Source organism: Massilia sp. Masssp93 (genome assembly GCF_059491295.1).
In genome coordinates this window covers 4,986,881-5,004,752 of sequence record NZ_CP168502.1, presented here as the reverse complement: position 1 = coordinate 5,004,752, position 17,872 = coordinate 4,986,881, and the positions used below count along the sequence as shown (strand labels likewise).

The following is a 17,872-nucleotide window of genomic DNA, read 5'->3' as shown; positions in this document are numbered from 1 at the left end:
CGATTGAGCCCAGCAACGCAGGACACATCTCTATTCTCTAGTTTTGCTACACCGGTTTCCCAAGGATGTGCAAGATCAAATGTTGGCAAATCCCCACATTCGGTAAAGCTACTACGTTGATTTGCACAGAAAATGTGCATTTGACGACCATATTGGTGCAAAGAAATCAATTTGTAGCGCGACTACATCACGTGTACGTATCGTTTGTAGCTCGCATACAACGAGAAAAGTCGTTTTTAAGCCAAAACGGCGTAAAACTCCTACATTCCCGTAATTGAAAGCAAGTTGCGTTGACACTGGATCTAGTTTTAATACAGAATCCTTGACAGAACGTCCAAGTAACGTTTGCTTCTGGCTCCCGTGTGCGGGCTCACGCGTCGTCCTCGGGAAAACAATGAGATCTGATGATTTGAGGGGACAAATGAAGATTTTTAATGGCAAGCACGCGCGTAATATCAACGGCGCCCTTGTATTCAAGCTGAGCCCGGTAGCCGCCGGTTGCGCCGTGTTCTTGTCGGCGCTCGGCACCAATGTGTACGCGCAGGATTCCACCGTCACGCAAGCCGTGCAGACGACGGACGCCAACGGCAACCCGATCAGCCAGGTGACCGTGACCGGTATCCGCCGCGGCATCGAAGCGGCGATCTCGATCAAGAAGAATTCGAATTCCATCGTCGAGGCGATCTCGGCGGAAGACATCGGCAAGCTGCCGGATGCCACCGTGGCCGAGTCGATCTCGCGCCTGCCGGGCGTGACGGCGCAGCGCGACAAGTCGTCGGGCCGCGCGTCCGCGATTTCCGTCCGCGGCCTGTCGCCGGACTTCAACGGTACGCTGCTGAACGGCCGCGAGCAGGCGTCGGCCGGCGACAGTCGCGGCGTCAAGTTCGACCTGTACCCGGCCGAAATGCTGGGCACCATCACCATTTATAAGTCGCCGGACGCCAGCCTGATGGGCCAGGGCATCGCGTCGACGATCGACCAGCGCACCGTGATGCCGCTGGACTTCGCCAAGCGCACCGTCGCCGTCGGCTACAAAACCATGCGCTTCGGCGAGCACAACGAAGGTCTCGGGACCGGCACCGGCTACCGCAGCACCCTGACCTACATCGACCAGTTCGCCAACCGCACGATCGGCGTGGCCCTGGGCGCGGTCAAGTTCAACGACACCGGCGCCGAGCAGTTCCAGGCCGACGGCTGGGGCGGTTCGCCGGGTTCGGCCACGTACAACGGCCAGAACGTGGCCGTGCCGAACGGCTTCAAGACGGACGTCCAGCGCGACCCGCAGACGAACAAGGGCGTGATGGGTATCCTGCAGTTCCGTCCGAACAAGGATTTCCTGACCACCATCGACCTGTTCCACTCGAAGAACACCGACAACACCAAGAAGACCGGCCTCGAAGGTTCGGTCTGCGGCAGCACCGGTTCGTACGACCCGAACGGTGTGCTGACCAACGCGACCATCGTCGACGGCGTGGCCGTGTCCGGCACCTGCTCGAACTTCAAGGGCGACGTGCGCAACCACATCGAGGCCGTGATCGACACCCTGAATTCCTGGGGCATCAACAGCCGCCTGCGCCACGAAGGCTGGACCGTGACGGGCGACCTGTCCGGCTCCAAGGTCAAGCACGATTCGAGCCGCTACGAAACGACGGCCGGCCAGCCGGGCGACGCCGCCAACCTGTCCACGATTTCCTGGACCGGCTTCACCGGCAAGGACAACCTGAGCCCGGTCTACACGACGTCGCTCAACTACGCCGACCGCGGCCAGGTCGTCCTGACCGACCACGCGGGCTGGGGCGGTGGCCTGACCGGCAACCCGCAGGCGGGCTATGTCGCCGTCGGCGTGACCACGGACGACATCAAGTCGGGCCGCCTGTCCGCCAAGCACGACCTCGAACTCGGTCCGCTGACGTCCGTCGAATTCGGCTTCAACCGCACCAACCGCAGCAAGAACCGCGACCAGAACGAAGGCAACCTGGTCGTCGGTACCGGTCCGTACGGTTCGGCACCGGTGCCGGGCACGGACGTCGTCGTGACGCCGCAGTCGGGCATCCCGGTCGTCGCCTGGAACCCGCTCGGTTCGCTCGGCTCGATCTACCAGCTGCTGCCGAAAGTCGACCAGCCGATCCAGACGGACAAGAACTGGGACGTCTCGGAAAAGGTCTCGACTGGCTACCTGATGGGTAACCTGGAGGGCGAACTGTTCGGCCTGTCCTACCGCGGCAACATCGGCGGCCAGTACATCCACACGAACCAGAGCTCGACCGGTACCGTCGTCGACACGAGCAAGTGCGCCGGCGTCGCCGGCCAGGCTTGCCCGGCCTATGTCGTGCAAGGTCACCATTCGTACAACGACTTCCTGCCGAGCCTGAACCTGGGCTTCGAACTGCCGCACGACCAGATGCTGCGCCTGGGCCTGGGCAAGACGCTGTCGCGCACCAAGATGAGCGACCTGCGTCCGGGCGGCGGCGTGAGCCTGAACAACACGTACCACGACGGTCCGATCCTGTCGGGCAGCGCGGGTAACCCGAACCTGGAACCGTTCCGTGCCAAGGCGCTGGACGTGTCGTGGGAAAAATACTTCACGGTCAACGGTGCCAAGGGCTACGTCGCCGTCGCCGGCTTCTACAAGAAGCTCGACACGTACGTGCTGACCGTGCCGAAGAGCGTCGACTTCGCCACGACCGGCCTGCTGTCCGCCAAGACCCCGCTGCCGGCATCGGGTCCGTTCGCCGGCTCCACGGTCGGTATCCTGAACACCCCGGTCAACGGTACGGGCGGCAACATCAAGGGTATCGAGCTGACGGCGTCGCTGCCGTTCGCCATGCTGACCAAGTACCTGAACGGCTTCGGTGTCGAGGTCAACCACTCGAGCACCCTGAGCTCGGTGAACCTGCTGACCACGGGCCTGACCGTGATCGACACGGGCGGCGTGTCGACCATCCCGCTGCCGGGCCTGTCGCGCCAGGTGACCAACCTGCGCCTGTACTACGAAGCGAACGGTTTCCGTGCGTCGGTCGCGGCCAAGCACCGCAGCGACTTCCTGGGCGAGATCAGCGACTTCCAGGACAACAACCAGCTCACCTTCATCCGTGGCAACACGACGGTCGACGGCCAGCTGACCTACGAGTTCGGCGACCACACCATGCTGAAGGGCCTGTCGCTGACGGCAGCCGTGAACAACTTCACGAACTCGCCGTTCGTCCGCTACGCGGCGGACCCGAGCGAAATCGCCGAGAAGATCACGTTCGGCCGTACCTACAGCCTGGGCGCGAGCTACAAGTTCTAAGCGCATTATCGTAGGGTGGGCACCCCGTGCCCACGCGTGACGCCGGCACAACGGAAACGTCACGCGTGACGCCGGCACAACGCAAACGTCACGCGTGACGCCGGCACAACGCAAACGTCACGCGTGACGCCGGCACAACGCAAACGTCACGCGTGACGCCGGCACAACGCAAACGTCACGCGTGACGCCGGCACAACGCAAACGTCACGCGTGGGCGGAGGCCGCCCACCCTACGGTATCCTGTCAATGTCGACAGTTTAATGGAGCACCCCTGCCGGCCCTGGTCCGCAGGGGTGTTTTTTCATGAATGACCTGTAAAGCGGCGAGACCGAGCATGCAAGTACCTCACCTGAACACCATCGTCATCGTCGGCGGCGGCACCGCCGGCTGGATGACCGCCACCGCCCTGGCCACCGCGCTGCGCGGCCGCTACCGCATCCGCCTCGTCGAGTCCGACGAAATCGGCATCGTCGGCGTGGGCGAGGCCACGATCCCGATGATCCAGCGCTTCAATACCGTCGCCGGCATCGAAGAGGCCGAGTTTTTGAAGGCCACCAACGGCACCTTCAAGCTCGGCGTCGAGTTCGTGAACTGGGGCCGCCTGGGCGACCGCTACATGCACGGCTTCGGGCGCCTGGGCCAGGACCTGTGGATGGTCGGCTTCGAGCAGTACTGGCACAAGATGCACGGCCTGGGCCGCGCGCGCGACCTGGCCGATTATTCGATCACGCGCGCGGCCGCGCGCGCCAACAAGTTCATGCTGCCGCGCACGGACCTGGGCAATTCGCCGCTGGCCGAGATCACCTACGCCTACCACTTCGACGCCGGCCTGTACGCGCGCCACCTGCGCAAGCTGTCGGAAAGCCGCGGCGTCGAGCGCATCGAAGGCAAGATCGTGCGCGCGACGCAGCGCGCCGGCGACGGCCACGTGGACGCCGTCGTGATGGAAAACGGCGACCGGATCGAGGGCGACCTGTTCATCGACTGCTCGGGCTTCCGCGGCCTGCTGATCGAGCAGACCCTGCAGGCCGGCTACGAGGACTGGACGCACTGGCTGCCGTGCGACCGCGCGCTGGCCGTCCCGTGCGAATCCGTGCCGGAGATGACGCCGTACACGCGCGCCACCGCGCACAAGTCGGGTTGGCAGTGGCGCATCCCGCTGCAGAACCGCATCGGCAACGGCCACGTGTACTGCAGCCGCTTCATCAGCGACGACGAGGCCGCGGCCGTGCTGCTGGCGAACCTGGACGGCAAGCCGCTCGCGGATCCGCGTCCGATCCGCTTCACGACGGGCATGCGCAAGAAGGCGTGGGACAAGAACGTGGTGGCGATCGGCCTGTCGAGCGGTTTCCTGGAGCCGATCGAATCGACGAGCATCCACATGATCCAGGATGCGATCCAGCGCCTGCTCGATTATTTCCCGGACCAGGGCTTCAGCCAGCCGGACGTGGACGCGTTCAACCGCCTGTCGCGCTTCCATTACGAGCGCACCCGCGACTTCATCATCCTGCACTACTACGCCAACCAGCGCGACGACGCCGCGTTCTGGCGCGCCTGCGCGCACATGGAGATCCCGGCCACGCTGCGCGAAAAGATCGACCTGTACCGCACGCACGGCCGCCTGCGCCGCGTCGACAACGAGCTGTTCACGGAGGTCGGCTGGCGCCAGGTGCTGATCGGCCAGAACATCCATCCCCAGGCTTACCACCCGCTGGTCGATGTGCAATCGGAAGAGGGGATACAAGAATACATGGACAGCGTGGCGGACGTGATCGGCAAATGCGTGGACTTCATGCCCGGCCACGCGGAGTTCATTGCCGGGTATTGCAAGGCGCCCGGGATGTAAGGTCTGGGTGGCGGGTGGCGCGGCCGGGCGGCGCCCGCTTCTTTGTAACCGTTTTCATTCCTCTGTTTGTACTCGAACTACATCTTCGCAAGATAGGTATTTACTCAGACTACGCACGATATGCCTATTTTGTGAGCAATTCGTGGGCGAAAACCACAATATCTTTAGTAAAACTCATGTTTCGTTGACACGTAATCTAGTTTTAATACAGAATCGGTTCCGAACGTTCAAGCCCGTGGCCGGCGCCTGCTTCGGCAAAAGGCTGACGTTCCTCTGATAAGCAAACTGCATATTGATTACGTCGAGGGGACACATGAAGATTTCGAAGGGCGGCCAGCCCGTATTCCAACTGAGCCCGGTCGCGGTGGGTTGCGCCATATTCCTGGCGCTCGCGGGCGCCCAGGCGTCCGCGCAGACGCAGGGTGCCGACGGCGTCCAGGCGGCGCCGGTCACGACCGTCACCGTGACGGGCATCCGTCGCAGCATCGAGGACGCGATCGCCGTCAAGCGCGACTCGACCAGCATCGTCGAGACGATTTCCGCCGAGGACATCGGCAAGCTGCCGGACATCAGCATCGCCGAATCGCTGGCCCGCCTGCCGGGCCTGTCGGCGCAGCGCGTCAACGGCCAGGCGCAGCAGATCAGCATCCGCGGCACGTCGGGCGACCTGTCGACCGCGCTGCTGAACGGCCGCGAGCAAGTCAGCACCAGCGCGAACCGCACGGTCGAGTACGACCAGTATCCGTCCGAGCTGATCAACGCCGTCACCGTGTATAAGACGTCGGACGCGTCCCTGGTCGGCCAGGGCCTGTCGGGAACCGTCAATCTGCAGACGATCAAGCCGCTGTCGCTGCGCGAGCGCGTCGTCACGCTGAACGTGCGCGGCGAAAAGAACAGCCAGGGCAAGGTCAGCGCAGGCAGCAAGGACACGGGCAGCCGCATCAGCGCGTCCTACGTCGACCAGTTCCTCCATCGCACGCTGGGTGTGGCGGTCGGCTACGCACGCGCCGACAAGCCGAACGAGTCGCGCCAGTTCGAGACCTGGGACTGGGTCGACAACACCTCGTCCGTGCCGGGCAAGACCGTCAAGGTCCCGAAAGGCATCAAGTCGCTGGCGCAGACCGGCAACCAGGTGCGCGACGGCCTGATGGCCGTCGTGGAATGGCACCCGAGCCGCGAATTCACGTCCACCCTCGACGCGTATCACTCGCGCTTCAAGCTGGATGAAGACCGCCGCGGCATGGAAGTCCAGCTGACCGACGACAACAACGTCTCGTTCACGCCGGGCTCGATCAACGGCAACGGCGTCATGACGGCCGGCACCGCCAACAACGTCAACCCGGTGGTGCGCAACAACCACTATCACCAGAACGACGTGCTGACGGCCTACGGCTGGAACAACAAGTTCATCGCGGGCGACTGGACCTTCGTCGCGGACCTGAGCCACTCGCAGGCCGACCACAAGGAAGAGCTCGACGAGATCAACACCGGCCTCGCGGCGCGCCAGACGATGACGTTCGACTACGCGAACGGCACCATCCCGAACATCGGCCTGACCGGCGTGTACAACGACCCGGCGCAGCTGGCCATCGGCGGCCAGTACGGCGACGGCTACGTCAACGCACCGCACCTGAAGGACAAGCTGAACTCGTTCCGCCTGAGCGCCGAATACCGTTTCGACAGCAAGCTGTTCAACAGCGTCGAAGTGGGCTTCAACGCGTCCAAGCGCGACAAGGAAAAGCGCCACCTCGAGACCGGCTTCACCAAGCTGGGCACGGGCGCCATCGCCGCCGGCGCGGTCAACGGCGCGCAGTCGCTGTACGCGCTGCCGGATACGCTGAGCTGGGATATCCCGGCTGTGCTGTCGCAGAACTTCGGTCCGTACACGCCGGCCGTGCTGGTGCCGTGGGGCGCCACCAAGAACTGGAACATCACCGAGAAGGTCCAGACCGGCTACGCCAAGCTGAACATCGACACCGAACTGATGTCGATGCCGCTGCGCGGCAACATCGGCATCCAGGCCGTGCACACCGACCAGAGCTCGACCGCCCAGACGCTGCGCGCCTGGCCGTTCGCCGACCTGGTGCCGCTCACCGACGGCAAGAAGTACAACGACTACCTGCCGAGCGTCAACCTGATCTGGAGCCTGCCGGACCAGCAGATCATCCGCTTCGGCGCCAACAAGACGCTGGCCCGCCCGCGCCTGGACGAGCTGAACGCATCGCGTGAAGTCGGCCTGACGCACCAGAGCACCGGTACGCCTTACGGCAACGGCGGCAATGCCCAGCTCGATCCGTGGCGCGCGAACGCGGTCGACCTGTCGTGGGAAAAATATTTCGGCAACAAGGGCTACGTGCAGGCGGCGGGCTTCTATAAAGACCTGAAGTCCTACATCTATACCGTCACGGGCCCGCGCGACTTCTCCGAATACCACCTGCAGGGCGCGACCAGCGACATCGGTACGATGACCCAGCCGCAGAACGGCAAGGGCGGCAAGCTGGAAGGCCTGGAACTGGCCGCTTCGGTGCCGCTGGACATGTTCACCCCGGTGCTGGACGGCTTCGGCATCACGGCCAACGCGGCGTTCACGACCAGCGAGATCTCGGTCAAGAACCAGAGCTTCGGCGACATGAGCATCCCGCTGCCGGGCCTGTCGAAGCGCGTGTTCAACGTGACGGCGTACTACGAGAACAACGGCTTCTCGGCCCGCGTCAGCCAGCGTTACCGCAGCGACTACGTGGCCGAGATCGGCGGCATCGGCGGCGCCACCGAGCTGACGTTCACCAAGCCGGACCGCGTCGTCGACCTGCAGCTCGGCTACGACTTCAAGCAGGTCAAGGGCCTGTCCGTGCTGTTCCAGGTGAACAACCTGACCGACACGGCGTTCCAGACCTATTCGGGTTCGTCGGACCGTCCGCGCGGCTACACGAAGTACGGCCGCCAGATGCTGCTCGGCTTTAACTACAAGCTGTAATCGCGCTCGGTTCGCTCCGAACGTCCGTTGGGTGGGCACCCCTGTGCCCACGCGTAGCGCCTGAGTATCGTCGGCGTTGCGCGTGGGCACGGTGTGCCCACCCTACGTTTGCGCTGCACGCAAATAATCCTGAACCTTGGCGCCTAAAGGAGTAAACTGGAGGTTTGCTTACGATTTTTGAAGATTCCCTCCATGCATGACACCCCGCTCCAGACGTTCGCCGACCTCGACATCCCGGCACCCATCCTCAAGGCACTGAAGGAGGTCGGCTACGAGACGCCGTCGCCGATCCAGGCGGCCACCATCCCCCTCCTGATGGAAGGCCGCGACATACTGGGGCAGGCGCAGACGGGCACCGGCAAGACGGCCGCCTTCGCGCTGCCGGTCCTGGCGCGCATCGACGTCAAGAACCCGGCCGTGCAGGCCCTCGTGCTCGCGCCCACGCGCGAGCTGGCGATCCAGGTGGCCGAAGCCTTCCAGAGCTATGCCTCGCACCTCAAGAACTTCCACGTGCTGCCGATCTACGGCGGCCAGAGCTACGGCCCGCAACTGTCGGCGCTGCGCCGCGGCGTGCAGGTCGTCGTCGGCACGCCCGGCCGCGTCATCGACCACCTCGACAAGGGCTCGCTCGACATCTCGCAGCTGAAGACCCTCGTACTGGACGAAGCCGACGAAATGCTGCGCATGGGCTTCATCGACGACGTCGAGCGCATCCTGCAGGAGACGCCCGAGGGACGCCAGACGGCGCTGTTCTCGGCCACGATGCCGCAGCAGATCAAGCGCATCGCCAAGACCTACCTGCGCGAGCCGACCGAAGTGACGGTCGCCGCCAAGACCACGACGGCCACCAACATCACGCAGCGCTACTGGCTCGTCGCGGGCATGCAGAAGCTCGACGCGCTCACGCGCATCCTCGAAGCCGAGCCGTTCGACGGCATGATCGTGTTCGCGCGCACGAAGCTGGGCACCGAGGAACTGGCGGCCAAGCTGCAGGCGCGCGGCTTCGCGGCCGCCGCCATCAACGGCGACATGGCCCAGCAACAGCGCGAGCGCACGATCGAGCAGCTCAAGAACGGCAAGATCGACATCCTCGTCGCCACCGACGTGGCCGCGCGCGGCCTGGACGTGGAGCGCATCAGCCACGTGATCAACTACGACGTGCCGTCCGACCCGGAAAGCTACACGCACCGCATCGGCCGCACGGGCCGCGCGGGCCGCAGCGGCGACGCGATCCTGTTCATCACGCCGCGCGAACGCGGCCTGCTGAAGGCGATCGAGCGCGCCACGCGCCAGCCGGTGGCGCAACTGTCGCTGCCGACCATCAAGGCCGTCAACGAGGTGCGCATCACCCGCTTCAAGGAGCAGATCGGCCAGACCCTGGCCGCGGGCGGCCTGGACGTGTTCCGTTCCCTCATCGAAGACTACGAGCGCGAACAGAACGTGCCGGCCATCGACATCGCGGCCGCGCTGGCCAAGCTGTACCGCGGCGACGAGCCGCTGCTGCTCGAAAAACCGGACCGCGAGCCGAAGCCGGAATTCCGCGAGCGCGACGAGCGTCCCGCGCGCCCGGCCCGTGAAAGCTTCGGCGACGAGCGTGCGCCGCGCGCCGCCCGCGAAGGCTTCAAGAAGGAGCGGGTGGAACGCGCGCCGGAGCCGGGCATGGCGACCTACCGTATCGAAGTCGGCCACTTCCACGGCGTCAAGCCAGGCAACATCGTGGGCGCGATCGCCAACGAAGGCGGCGTGCCGTCGAAGGAGATCGGCCGCATCGAGATCTACGACAATTTCAGCACGCTCGACATGCCGGCCGACCTGCCGCAGGACCTGATCGACCACCTGAAGAAGGTGTGGGTGGCGGGCCAGCAGCTGGGCATCACGCGCGACGGCCAGGAGCCGCCGGCGCAGAAGCCGGCAAAGCGCAAGTTCGCCGACAAGAAGCCCCGCAAGGGCTGATCGGATCGTCTCGCCGCGGGGCGGGTACGCCGTGCCCACCCCGCGTGTTGTTTGACTACATTTCATTGCTTCCCACTGGGTGATCTTCATTGACACCCATAAAACCACATGTTACTTTGCTACATGTGGCAGCCTGGCACGAGTCCAGGCGCGTTAGGGGACATAGATGGAAATGCAAACTCACACGCTCAAGCCGCGGCTGTCGTTCTGGCAGCTGTGGAACATGAGCTTCGGCTTCTTCGGCATCCAGTTCGGCTTTGCGCTGCAAAACGTGAATACCAGCCGGATCTTCGCCACGCTCGGCACCTCGATGGACGACCTGGCCCTGTGCTGGCTCGCCGCGCCCGTCACGGGCCTGCTCGTGCAACCGGTGATCGGTTACCTCAGCGATAACACGTGGCACCCGACCTGGGGCCGCCGCCGTCCGTTCTTCTTCCTCGGCGCCGTCCTCGCCGCCACCGCGCTGTTCCTGATGCCGAATTCCATGACCGTGTGGATGGCCGTCGCCGTGCTGTGGCTGATGGATGCATCCATCAACGTGTCGATGGAACCGTTCCGCGCCTTCGTCGGCGACAAGCTCGATACGTCGCAGCAGACGGCCGGCTTCGCGATGCAGACCTTCCTCATCGGCTGCGGCGCCGTGATCGCGTCGCTGTTGCCGATCATCTTCACGAACTACCTGGGCGTGTCCAACGTGCCGGTGGGCGGCGCGGTGCCGGATTCGGTGCGCTACGCGTTCTACGTCGGCGGCGCCGCGTTCATCCTGGCCGTGACGTGGACGGTGTTCAGTTCGACCGAGCTGCCGCCGGCGGACCTCGACCGCTTCCAGGCCCAGCGCAAGCATTCGCGCAACTTCGGCGTGGCGCTGCGCGAGATCATCGGCGGTTTCGCCCACATGCCGAAGACGATGGTGCAGCTGGCGTTCGTCCAGTTCTTCACGTGGGTCGCGCTGTTCGCGCTGTGGATCTACACGGGCGCCGCGATTTCCGACAACGTCTACGGCACGACCGATCCGCTGTCGGCCGGCTACCAGGAAGCGGGCAACTGGGTCGGCGTGATGTTCGCCATGTACAACGGCGTGTCCGCGCTGGCCGCCTTCGTGCTCCCCGTGCTGGCGCGCGCCACCAGCCGCAAGGCCTGCCACGCCGTGTGCCTCGCGATCGGCGGCCTGTCGCTGGCGAGCATGTTCTTCATCCACGACAAGTATGCGCTGATGCTGCCGATGATCGGCGTCGGCCTGGCCTGGGCCAGCGTGCTGACGATGCCGTACGCGATCCTGGCCGCTGCGCTGCCGGCCAACCGCATGGGCTATTACATGGGCCTGTTTAACTTCTTCGTCGTCATTCCGCAGGTCGTCAGCGGTCTGGTGCTCGGCTGGTTCACGAAGCACCTGTTCGGCAACCACGCGGTGTTCACGCTGGTGCTGGGCGGCGCGTCGATGGTCATCGCGGCCGTGCTGGCGCTGTTCGTGACCGACCGGACGGAACGCGCCGGCCGGTAAGCGCTGCGCCATGCCCCCTGCGAGTGTCGTATCCTTACGGGTTTGACAACAGCTCCCGACAGGAGCACGACATGGACAGGAGCAACACATGACGATTCAGACGATTGCGACGACCCCGTTCGCCGGGCAACGCCCCGGCACGTCCGGCCTGCGCAAGAAGGTGACGGAGTTCCAGCAGAGCGGCTACCTGGAAAACTTCGTCGAGGCCATCTTCCTGACGCTGGGCGAGCTGGGTGACGTGCAGGGCCGCACCCTGGTGCTCGGCGGCGACGGCCGTTATTTCAACCGCGCCGCCATCCAGACCATCCTGCGCATGGCCGCCGCCCACGGCGTGGGCCGCGTGCTCGTCGGCCGCGGCGGCATCCTGTCGACGCCGGCCGTCAGCTGCGTGATCCGCAAGCGCGGGGCGCTGGGCGGCATCGTCCTCTCCGCCAGCCATAACCCGGGCGGGCCAAGCGGCGACTTCGGCATCAAGTACAACATCGACAACGGCGGCCCGGCGCCGGAAAAGATCACCGAGGCGATCTACGAACACACGAAGACCCTGGCCTCGTACCGCATCAGCGACGCCGGCCCCGTCGACCTGGACAACATCGGCAGCATCCGCATCGAGGACATGGAAGTCGAGGTGATCGATTCCGTGTCCGACTACGCCGAGCTGATGGCCGGGCTGTTCGACTTCGACGCCATCCGCGCCCTGTTCGCGCGCGGCTTCACGATGCGTTTCGACGGCATGCACGCCGTGTCCGGCCCGTATGCGAAGGCCATCATCGAAGGCATGCTGGGCGCGCCCGCCGGCACCGTCGTCAATGCCGAACCGCTGGAGGATTTCGGCGGCCACCACCCGGACCCGAACCCCGTCAACGCGGCCGAACTGATCGCGCTGATGGACGGCCCGGACGCGCCGGACTTCGGCGCCGCGTCGGACGGCGACGGCGACCGCAACATGATCGTCGGCCGCAAGCTGGCCGTGTCGCCGTCGGACAGCCTCGCCATCATCGCGGCCAATGCGGCCGCCGCGCCGGGCTACCGCGACGGCATCAAGGGCATCGCGCGCTCCATGCCGACGTCGCAGGCCGCCGACCGCGTGGCGGCCGCGCTGGGCGTGTCGTGCTTCGAGACCCCGACCGGCTGGAAGTACTTCGGCAACCTGCTCGACGCCGGCCTCGCGACGCTGTGCGGCGAAGAGAGCTACGGCACCGGCTCGGCGCACATCCGCGAGAAGGATGGCGTGTGGGCCGTGCTGTTCTGGCTGAACCTGATCGCGGCCAGCGGCAAATCGGTCAACGAGATCGTGCAGGACCACTGGTCCCGCTTCGGCCGCAATTACTATTCGCGCCACGACTACGAAGCCGTCGACGCCGCGGCCGCCAACGCGATGATGGACGCGCTGCGCGGCAAGCTCGCCGGCCTGGCCGGCCAGACGTTGGGCGGCTACCGCGTGCAGCTGGCCGACGATTTCACCTACACCGACCCGGTTGACGGTTCCGTCGCCACGCGCCAGGGCGTGCGCATCGTCATGGCGGACGGCTCGCGCATCGTGCTGCGCCTGTCCGGCACCGGCACCGAGGGCGCGACCGTGCGCCTGTACCTGGAACGCTACGAAGCCGACCCGGCCCGCCACAACCTCGACACCCAGGACGCGCTGGCGCCGCTGATCGCCATCGCCGAGCAGGTGTCGGCACTCAAGGCGCGCACGGGCCGGGAGCAGCCGAGCGTGATCACGTGACTCACCCCACCGTCGTCCCCGCCTGCGCGGGAACGACGTTCTTTAACTACTTAAACAGGACCCCGCATGAAACTCCCCGTTCTCGCCGCCTCCCTGATGCTCGCCTTCGGCGCCGCGTCCGCCGCGCCCGACCTGTCGCCGGTCAAGGGCAAGCCGTTCACCTGGGATAACGCGACCGTCTACTTCCTCGTGATCGACCGCTTCAACAACGGCGATCCGACGAACGACCATGCGTACGGCCGCAAGAACGATGCGGCGGTCGCGCGCGGTTTCATGGGCGGCGACCTGGCCGGCGTCACGGCCAGGATCAAGGACGGGTATTTCACGGACCTGGGCGTGGATGCGATCTGGATCTCGCCGCCGGTGGAACAGATCCACGGCTCCACGGACGAAGGCACGGGCGTCAGCTACGCCATCCACGGCTACTGGGCGCGCGACTTCACGGCCGTCGACGCCAACCTCGGCACCGGGAAGGACGTGCGCGACCTGGTCGAGGCGGCGCACGCGCGCGGCATCCGCGTGCTGCTCGACGTGGTGATGAACCACACCGGTCCCGTCACCGCGGAGGACACCGTGTGGCCGTCGGACTGGGTGCGCACGGCGCCGGCCTGTACCTTCAAGGACGTCAAGGGCACGGTCGACTGCACGCTCGTGAAGAACCTGCCGGACTTCCGCACCGACAGCAATGCGAACGTCGCCCTGCCGCCTTTCCTCGTCGCGAAATGGAAGAAGGAAGGGCGCTACGACCGCGAAGTGAAGGAGCTGGACGACTTCTTCAAGCGCACGGGCTACCCGCGCGCACCGCGCTACTACCTGATGAAATGGCACGCCGACTGGGTGCGCAAGTACGGCTTCGACGGCTTCCGCGGCGACACCGTCAAGCACACGGAACCCGGCGTGTGGAAGGACATCAAGAAGGTCGCGAGCCAGGCGTACGAGGACTGGAAGCGCACGCCGGCCGGCAGGCAGGCCGTCGACAGGATCGGCAACAAGCCGTTCTACATGACGGCCGAGGCATTCAACTACGCGATCGAGAACGGCCGCACGTTCGCATACGACGACGGCACGAAGGTCGACTATTTCGACAACGGTTTCGACAGCATGATCAACTTCTCCCTGCCGCACGACGCGAGCCAGGGTTACGAGGCGCTGTTCTCCAGCTATTCGAACCTGCTGAACGGGCCGCTGAAAGGCGCCTCGGTGCTGAACTACATCGATTCGCACGACGACGGCCATCCGTTCGAGGCCATGCGCGAGCACCCGTTCGAGGAAGCGAACAAGCTGCTGCTGACGCCGGGCGCCGCGCAGGTCACCTACGGCGACGAGACGGCGCGCGTGCTGAAGATCGACGGCGCGGTGGGCGACGCCAACCTGCGTTCCTTCATGAACTGGGACCAGCTGAACACCAATGCGCGCGTCGGCCTGCACGGCGTGGCCGAGGTGCGCGACTACTGGGCGCGCCTGATCCGCTTCCGCCACGCGCATCCGGCCGTGGGCGCGGGCGTGCACCGGATGATCGCGTCCAGCCCGTACACGTTCAAGCGCACGTACGAGAAGGATGGCGTCGCCGACCGCGTCGTCATCGCCCTCGACCTGCCGCAGGACCGCACGGTGCCGATCTCCGTGGCCGGCGTGTTCGGCGACGGCCAGACGGTGCGCGATGCGTACACGGGCCGCACGGCCGTCGTCTCGGGCGGCAAGGTGCAGTTCGATACGCGCGCCCCGGTCGCGCTGATTGCGCAGGACTGACCACGGCATACGTAGCCGGCCGTAGGGTGGGCGTTTGAGGCCGGGGGCCTCAAACGAAACGTGCCCACGCGCCCATTACCCCAGCCACGGATGCGCCGCCAGCCACCGCCCCAACTCGTTATCGTTGGCGCACTGCAGCTTGCTGAAGATGTTCGCGCGATGCGTCTCGACCGACCGTGGCCCGCACGGCGGCACGAGCACCCGCGCGATCTCCTTGTTCGGCTGCCCCATGCCGACGAGTCGCGCCACTTCCCGTTCGCGCGGCGTCAGCTCCGCCCATGAGCGCAGCGCCTGCGCGCGGGAACGCGCCTCGGCGATGGCGGCCGGCAGCTTGTCGAGCAGGTGCTGCGTGTCCGGCTTCTCCACCCAGTCCCAGGCGCCTTGGCGGACCGCCTCGAGCGCGGTCGGAATGTCGCCGTGGCCGGACAGGAACAGCGTGACGAGCGGACTGTGTTCCGCGCGCAGGCGGTCGAACACGGCCAGGCCGCTGATCCCGCCGAGGCGCAGGTCGAGGATCACGCAGCCCGGCTGGCGCATGTCGACCGCCTCCAGGAACGCTTCTCCGGATTCGAAGGCCTGCACGGCCAGTCCCTGCGAAAACAGCAGCAGGAGCAGCGAGCGGCGCAGGGCCTCGTCGTCGTCGACGACATACAGCGTGAGTGGGATGTCTTTCATGGCACGGTGGGAAGCGTGAAGGAAAAGGCGGCGCCGCCGCCGGCGCGGTTGTCGACGGTCATGGCGCCGCCGTGGGCCTCGACGATGGTGCGGCAGATGTTCAGGCCCAGCCCCAGGCCGTCGGGGCGGGTCGTGAAGAACGGGGCGAAGATCTGGTCGAGCTGTTCGGGCGGGATGCCCGGGCCCTCGTCGATGACGCTGACGCGCACGCCCTGGTCCACGAGCCGGCTGGCCAGCTCGATGCTGCCGCGCGGACGGTCCTGCATGGCGTGCATCGCGTTGTGGATCAGGTTGACGAGCACCTGTTCGAGCAGGACCCGGTCGGCGCGCACGCGGGCGCCGTCGTCGTCGAGGTCCAGGCGCAGCGCCATGCCGTCGCGCCGCAGCTCCGGCGTCAGGAGCGCCGCCGCGTGCGTGACGACGCTGGCGATCGTCAGGCTTTCGTACTGGGCCCGCTGCGGATTGATGAAGGCGCGTACCCGCTTGACGATCTCGCTGGCGCGCTTGCTCTGTTCGACGATCTCGTCCAGCGCGCCGGCCAGCATGGCGGGCGGCGCCGACTGCGCGGCGAGCGCGCGTGCGGCCACGGCGAAATTCGACAGCGCCATCAACGGCTGATTCAGTTCGTGCGCCAGGGTGGACGCCATCTCGCCGACGCTCGCCAGGCGCGCGCTGCGCTGCAGGCGGACTTCCTGGTCGCGCTGGCGGGCCTCGGCCTGCTTCTGCGCGGTGATGTCGACGACGGAACTCATCCAGCCGCGGTGCACGCCCTGCGCGTCGACGAGCGGCGCGGCGTAGACCATCGTGATCACGTCGTGGCCATCCTTGTGCCGGATGCGCGATTCGAAGCCGTGCGGCGCCGCGCGTCCCTGCAGCGCATCGGCGCTTTCGCGCGCCTGTTTTTCCAGGTCGTCCGGATGCCAGTACGGGTAGGGCGGCCGGCGGCCGAGCAGTTCGTCCGCACTGTAGCCCACCATCGCGCACAGGGCCGGGTTGACGTAGATGATCGTGCCGTCCGGGGCGCGCGCGCGCATGCCCACGAGCAGCGAATCTTCCATCGCCTTGCGGAACGCGTGGGCTTCCTCCAGGTCGCGGGTGCGTTCCTCGACCCGCCGTTCCAGCTCGATGCGGGCGGTGCGCTGTTCGATGAAGCGCTTTTCGCGCAGGCGCCAGTACAGCACGCCGAGCAGCAGCAGCGCGACAGCCAGCGCCGCCAGCATGAGCGCCAGCTGGCGCGCCTGCACGACTTCCTTCATGTCCGTCGTGACGGTGAGGGTCCAGCCCAGCTCCGGCAGCGGCGTGTCCAGCGCGAGCAGGTTCGTGCGCCGCCCCTGCACGCTCGTATGCAGCACGAAGGCGGGCGTGGCGCTGCGCGACTCGATCGTCCAGGGCAGCACGGGAAAGCGGTCGCGGTTGCCGTACTGGCGGTGCGCGGCGACCCACCGCAGCTCGGCGGCGGACACCGGCCGGATGCCGTGGAACAGCCATTCCGGCACGGCGCTCAGGAAGACGATGCCGTGGCTGTCGCGCAGCACCACCGGATCGGCGCCGCGCATCCACGTGGCCTGCAGCGGCTCCAGGCTGATCTTGACGACGACCACGCCGAGGATCGCGCCGTCCGCCCGCACGGGCTCCGCGATGAACAGGCCGGACTGCCCCGTCGTGAGGCCGAGGCCATAGAACAGGCCGCGCCGGCCCTGCACGGCATCCTCGAAGTAGGGCCGCTGGCGATAGGACTGGCCGACGAAGCTGGACGGCAGGTTCCAGTTGCTGGCGGCCAGCGTCAGGCCCGCGCGGTCGACGAGGAACAGCGCGGCGGCGCCGGTCGTCGCCTGCAGGTCGGCAAAATAATCGTCGACGCGCGCCCGCAGCGCCGCGTCGCGCGGGGCGCGCAGCAGGTCCTGCACGTCGGGGTGGCGGGCCGCCGCGTGCGGCAGGAAGTCGTGCCGTTCGACCAGTCCGCGCAGCCCCAGCACGTGCGCCGCCGCGGCCTGGCGCAGGCCTTCCGTCTTGGTCTGCAGCTCGTGCCGTTCGGCCCAGTTGCCCGACGCCGCGATGACGGCCAGCGCGCCGGCGGCGACGAGGAAGCGGCGAAAGGTGCGAGGGGTGAACAGGGTGCGCATGGGGACAACGATAGCAGCTACCCGGGCGGAAAT

The 17,872-nt window shown here is 66.2% G+C and carries 9 protein-coding genes; 7 read left to right on the top strand and 2 right to left on the bottom strand.

What is annotated here, in order from left to right:
• Positions 1-421: 421 nt before the first annotated feature.
• From ACEN9Q_RS20660 to ACEN9Q_RS20630, 7 genes are all read left to right on the top strand, one after another.
• Positions 422-3,289, top strand: coding sequence for a TonB-dependent receptor (locus ACEN9Q_RS20660; RefSeq protein ID WP_495625862.1), 2,868 nt, complete (start codon positions 422-424; stop codon positions 3,287-3,289).
• A 334-nt stretch (positions 3,290-3,623) separates the two neighbouring features.
• Entirely contained in the window at positions 3,624-5,135 is a 1,512-nt protein-coding gene (locus tag ACEN9Q_RS20655; RefSeq protein ID WP_495625861.1) for a tryptophan halogenase family protein, read from the top strand.
• Positions 5,136-5,448: 313 nt separating this feature from the next.
• Positions 5,449-8,109 carry a TonB-dependent receptor gene (locus ACEN9Q_RS20650; RefSeq protein ID WP_495625860.1) on the top strand — a complete coding sequence of 887 codons (2,661 nt, stop codon included), beginning with the start codon at positions 5,449-5,451 and terminating at the stop codon, positions 8,107-8,109.
• A gap of 192 nt (positions 8,110-8,301) precedes the next feature.
• Positions 8,302-10,062: a DEAD/DEAH box helicase gene (locus ACEN9Q_RS20645; RefSeq protein ID WP_495625859.1), complete on the top strand. Its 1,761-nt coding sequence runs from the start codon at positions 8,302-8,304 to the stop codon at positions 10,060-10,062.
• Between the two features lie 166 nt (positions 10,063-10,228).
• Complete coding sequence (locus ACEN9Q_RS20640) at positions 10,229-11,563, top strand: MFS transporter (protein WP_495625858.1); 1,335 nt, start codon at positions 10,229-10,231, stop codon at positions 11,561-11,563.
• A gap of 88 nt (positions 11,564-11,651) precedes the next feature.
• Positions 11,652-13,292, top strand: coding sequence for an alpha-D-glucose phosphate-specific phosphoglucomutase (locus ACEN9Q_RS20635; RefSeq protein WP_495625857.1), 1,641 nt, complete (start codon positions 11,652-11,654; stop codon positions 13,290-13,292).
• Positions 13,293-13,358: 66 nt separating this feature from the next.
• Positions 13,359-15,041, top strand: coding sequence for an alpha-amylase family glycosyl hydrolase (locus ACEN9Q_RS20630; protein WP_495625856.1), 1,683 nt, complete (start codon positions 13,359-13,361; stop codon positions 15,039-15,041).
• Positions 15,042-15,116: 75 nt separating this feature from the next.
• Here the strand turns inward: ACEN9Q_RS20630 and ACEN9Q_RS20625 are convergent, their stop codons facing one another.
• The gene (locus ACEN9Q_RS20625) at positions 15,117-15,716 is read right to left on the bottom strand and encodes a response regulator transcription factor (RefSeq protein ID WP_495625855.1); all 600 of its coding nucleotides are present in this window, start codon (positions 15,714-15,716) and stop codon (positions 15,117-15,119) included.
• The gene (locus ACEN9Q_RS20620; protein WP_495625854.1) at positions 15,713-17,839 is read right to left on the bottom strand and encodes a sensor histidine kinase; all 2,127 of its coding nucleotides are present in this window, start codon (positions 17,837-17,839) and stop codon (positions 15,713-15,715) included. Before ACEN9Q_RS20620 ends, ACEN9Q_RS20625 begins: the two co-directional genes overlap by 4 nt.
• Positions 17,840-17,872 lie beyond the last annotated feature (33 nt).

Coding starts and splice junctions, on each gene's coding strand:
- ACEN9Q_RS20660 (WP_495625862.1), top strand. CDS start 422: ATGAAGATTTTTAATGGCAAGCACGCGCGTAATATCAACGGCGCCCTT.
- ACEN9Q_RS20655 (WP_495625861.1), top strand. CDS start 3,624: ATGCAAGTACCTCACCTGAACACCATCGTCATCGTCGGCGGCGGCACC.
- ACEN9Q_RS20650 (WP_495625860.1), top strand. CDS start 5,449: ATGAAGATTTCGAAGGGCGGCCAGCCCGTATTCCAACTGAGCCCGGTC.
- ACEN9Q_RS20645 (WP_495625859.1), top strand. CDS start 8,302: ATGCATGACACCCCGCTCCAGACGTTCGCCGACCTCGACATCCCGGCA.
- ACEN9Q_RS20640 (WP_495625858.1), top strand. CDS start 10,229: ATGGAAATGCAAACTCACACGCTCAAGCCGCGGCTGTCGTTCTGGCAG.
- ACEN9Q_RS20635 (WP_495625857.1), top strand. CDS start 11,652: ATGACGATTCAGACGATTGCGACGACCCCGTTCGCCGGGCAACGCCCC.
- ACEN9Q_RS20630 (WP_495625856.1), top strand. CDS start 13,359: ATGAAACTCCCCGTTCTCGCCGCCTCCCTGATGCTCGCCTTCGGCGCC.
- ACEN9Q_RS20625 (WP_495625855.1), bottom strand. CDS start 15,716: ATGAAAGACATCCCACTCACGCTGTATGTCGTCGACGACGACGAGGCC.
- ACEN9Q_RS20620 (WP_495625854.1), bottom strand. CDS start 17,839: ATGCGCACCCTGTTCACCCCTCGCACCTTTCGCCGCTTCCTCGTCGCC.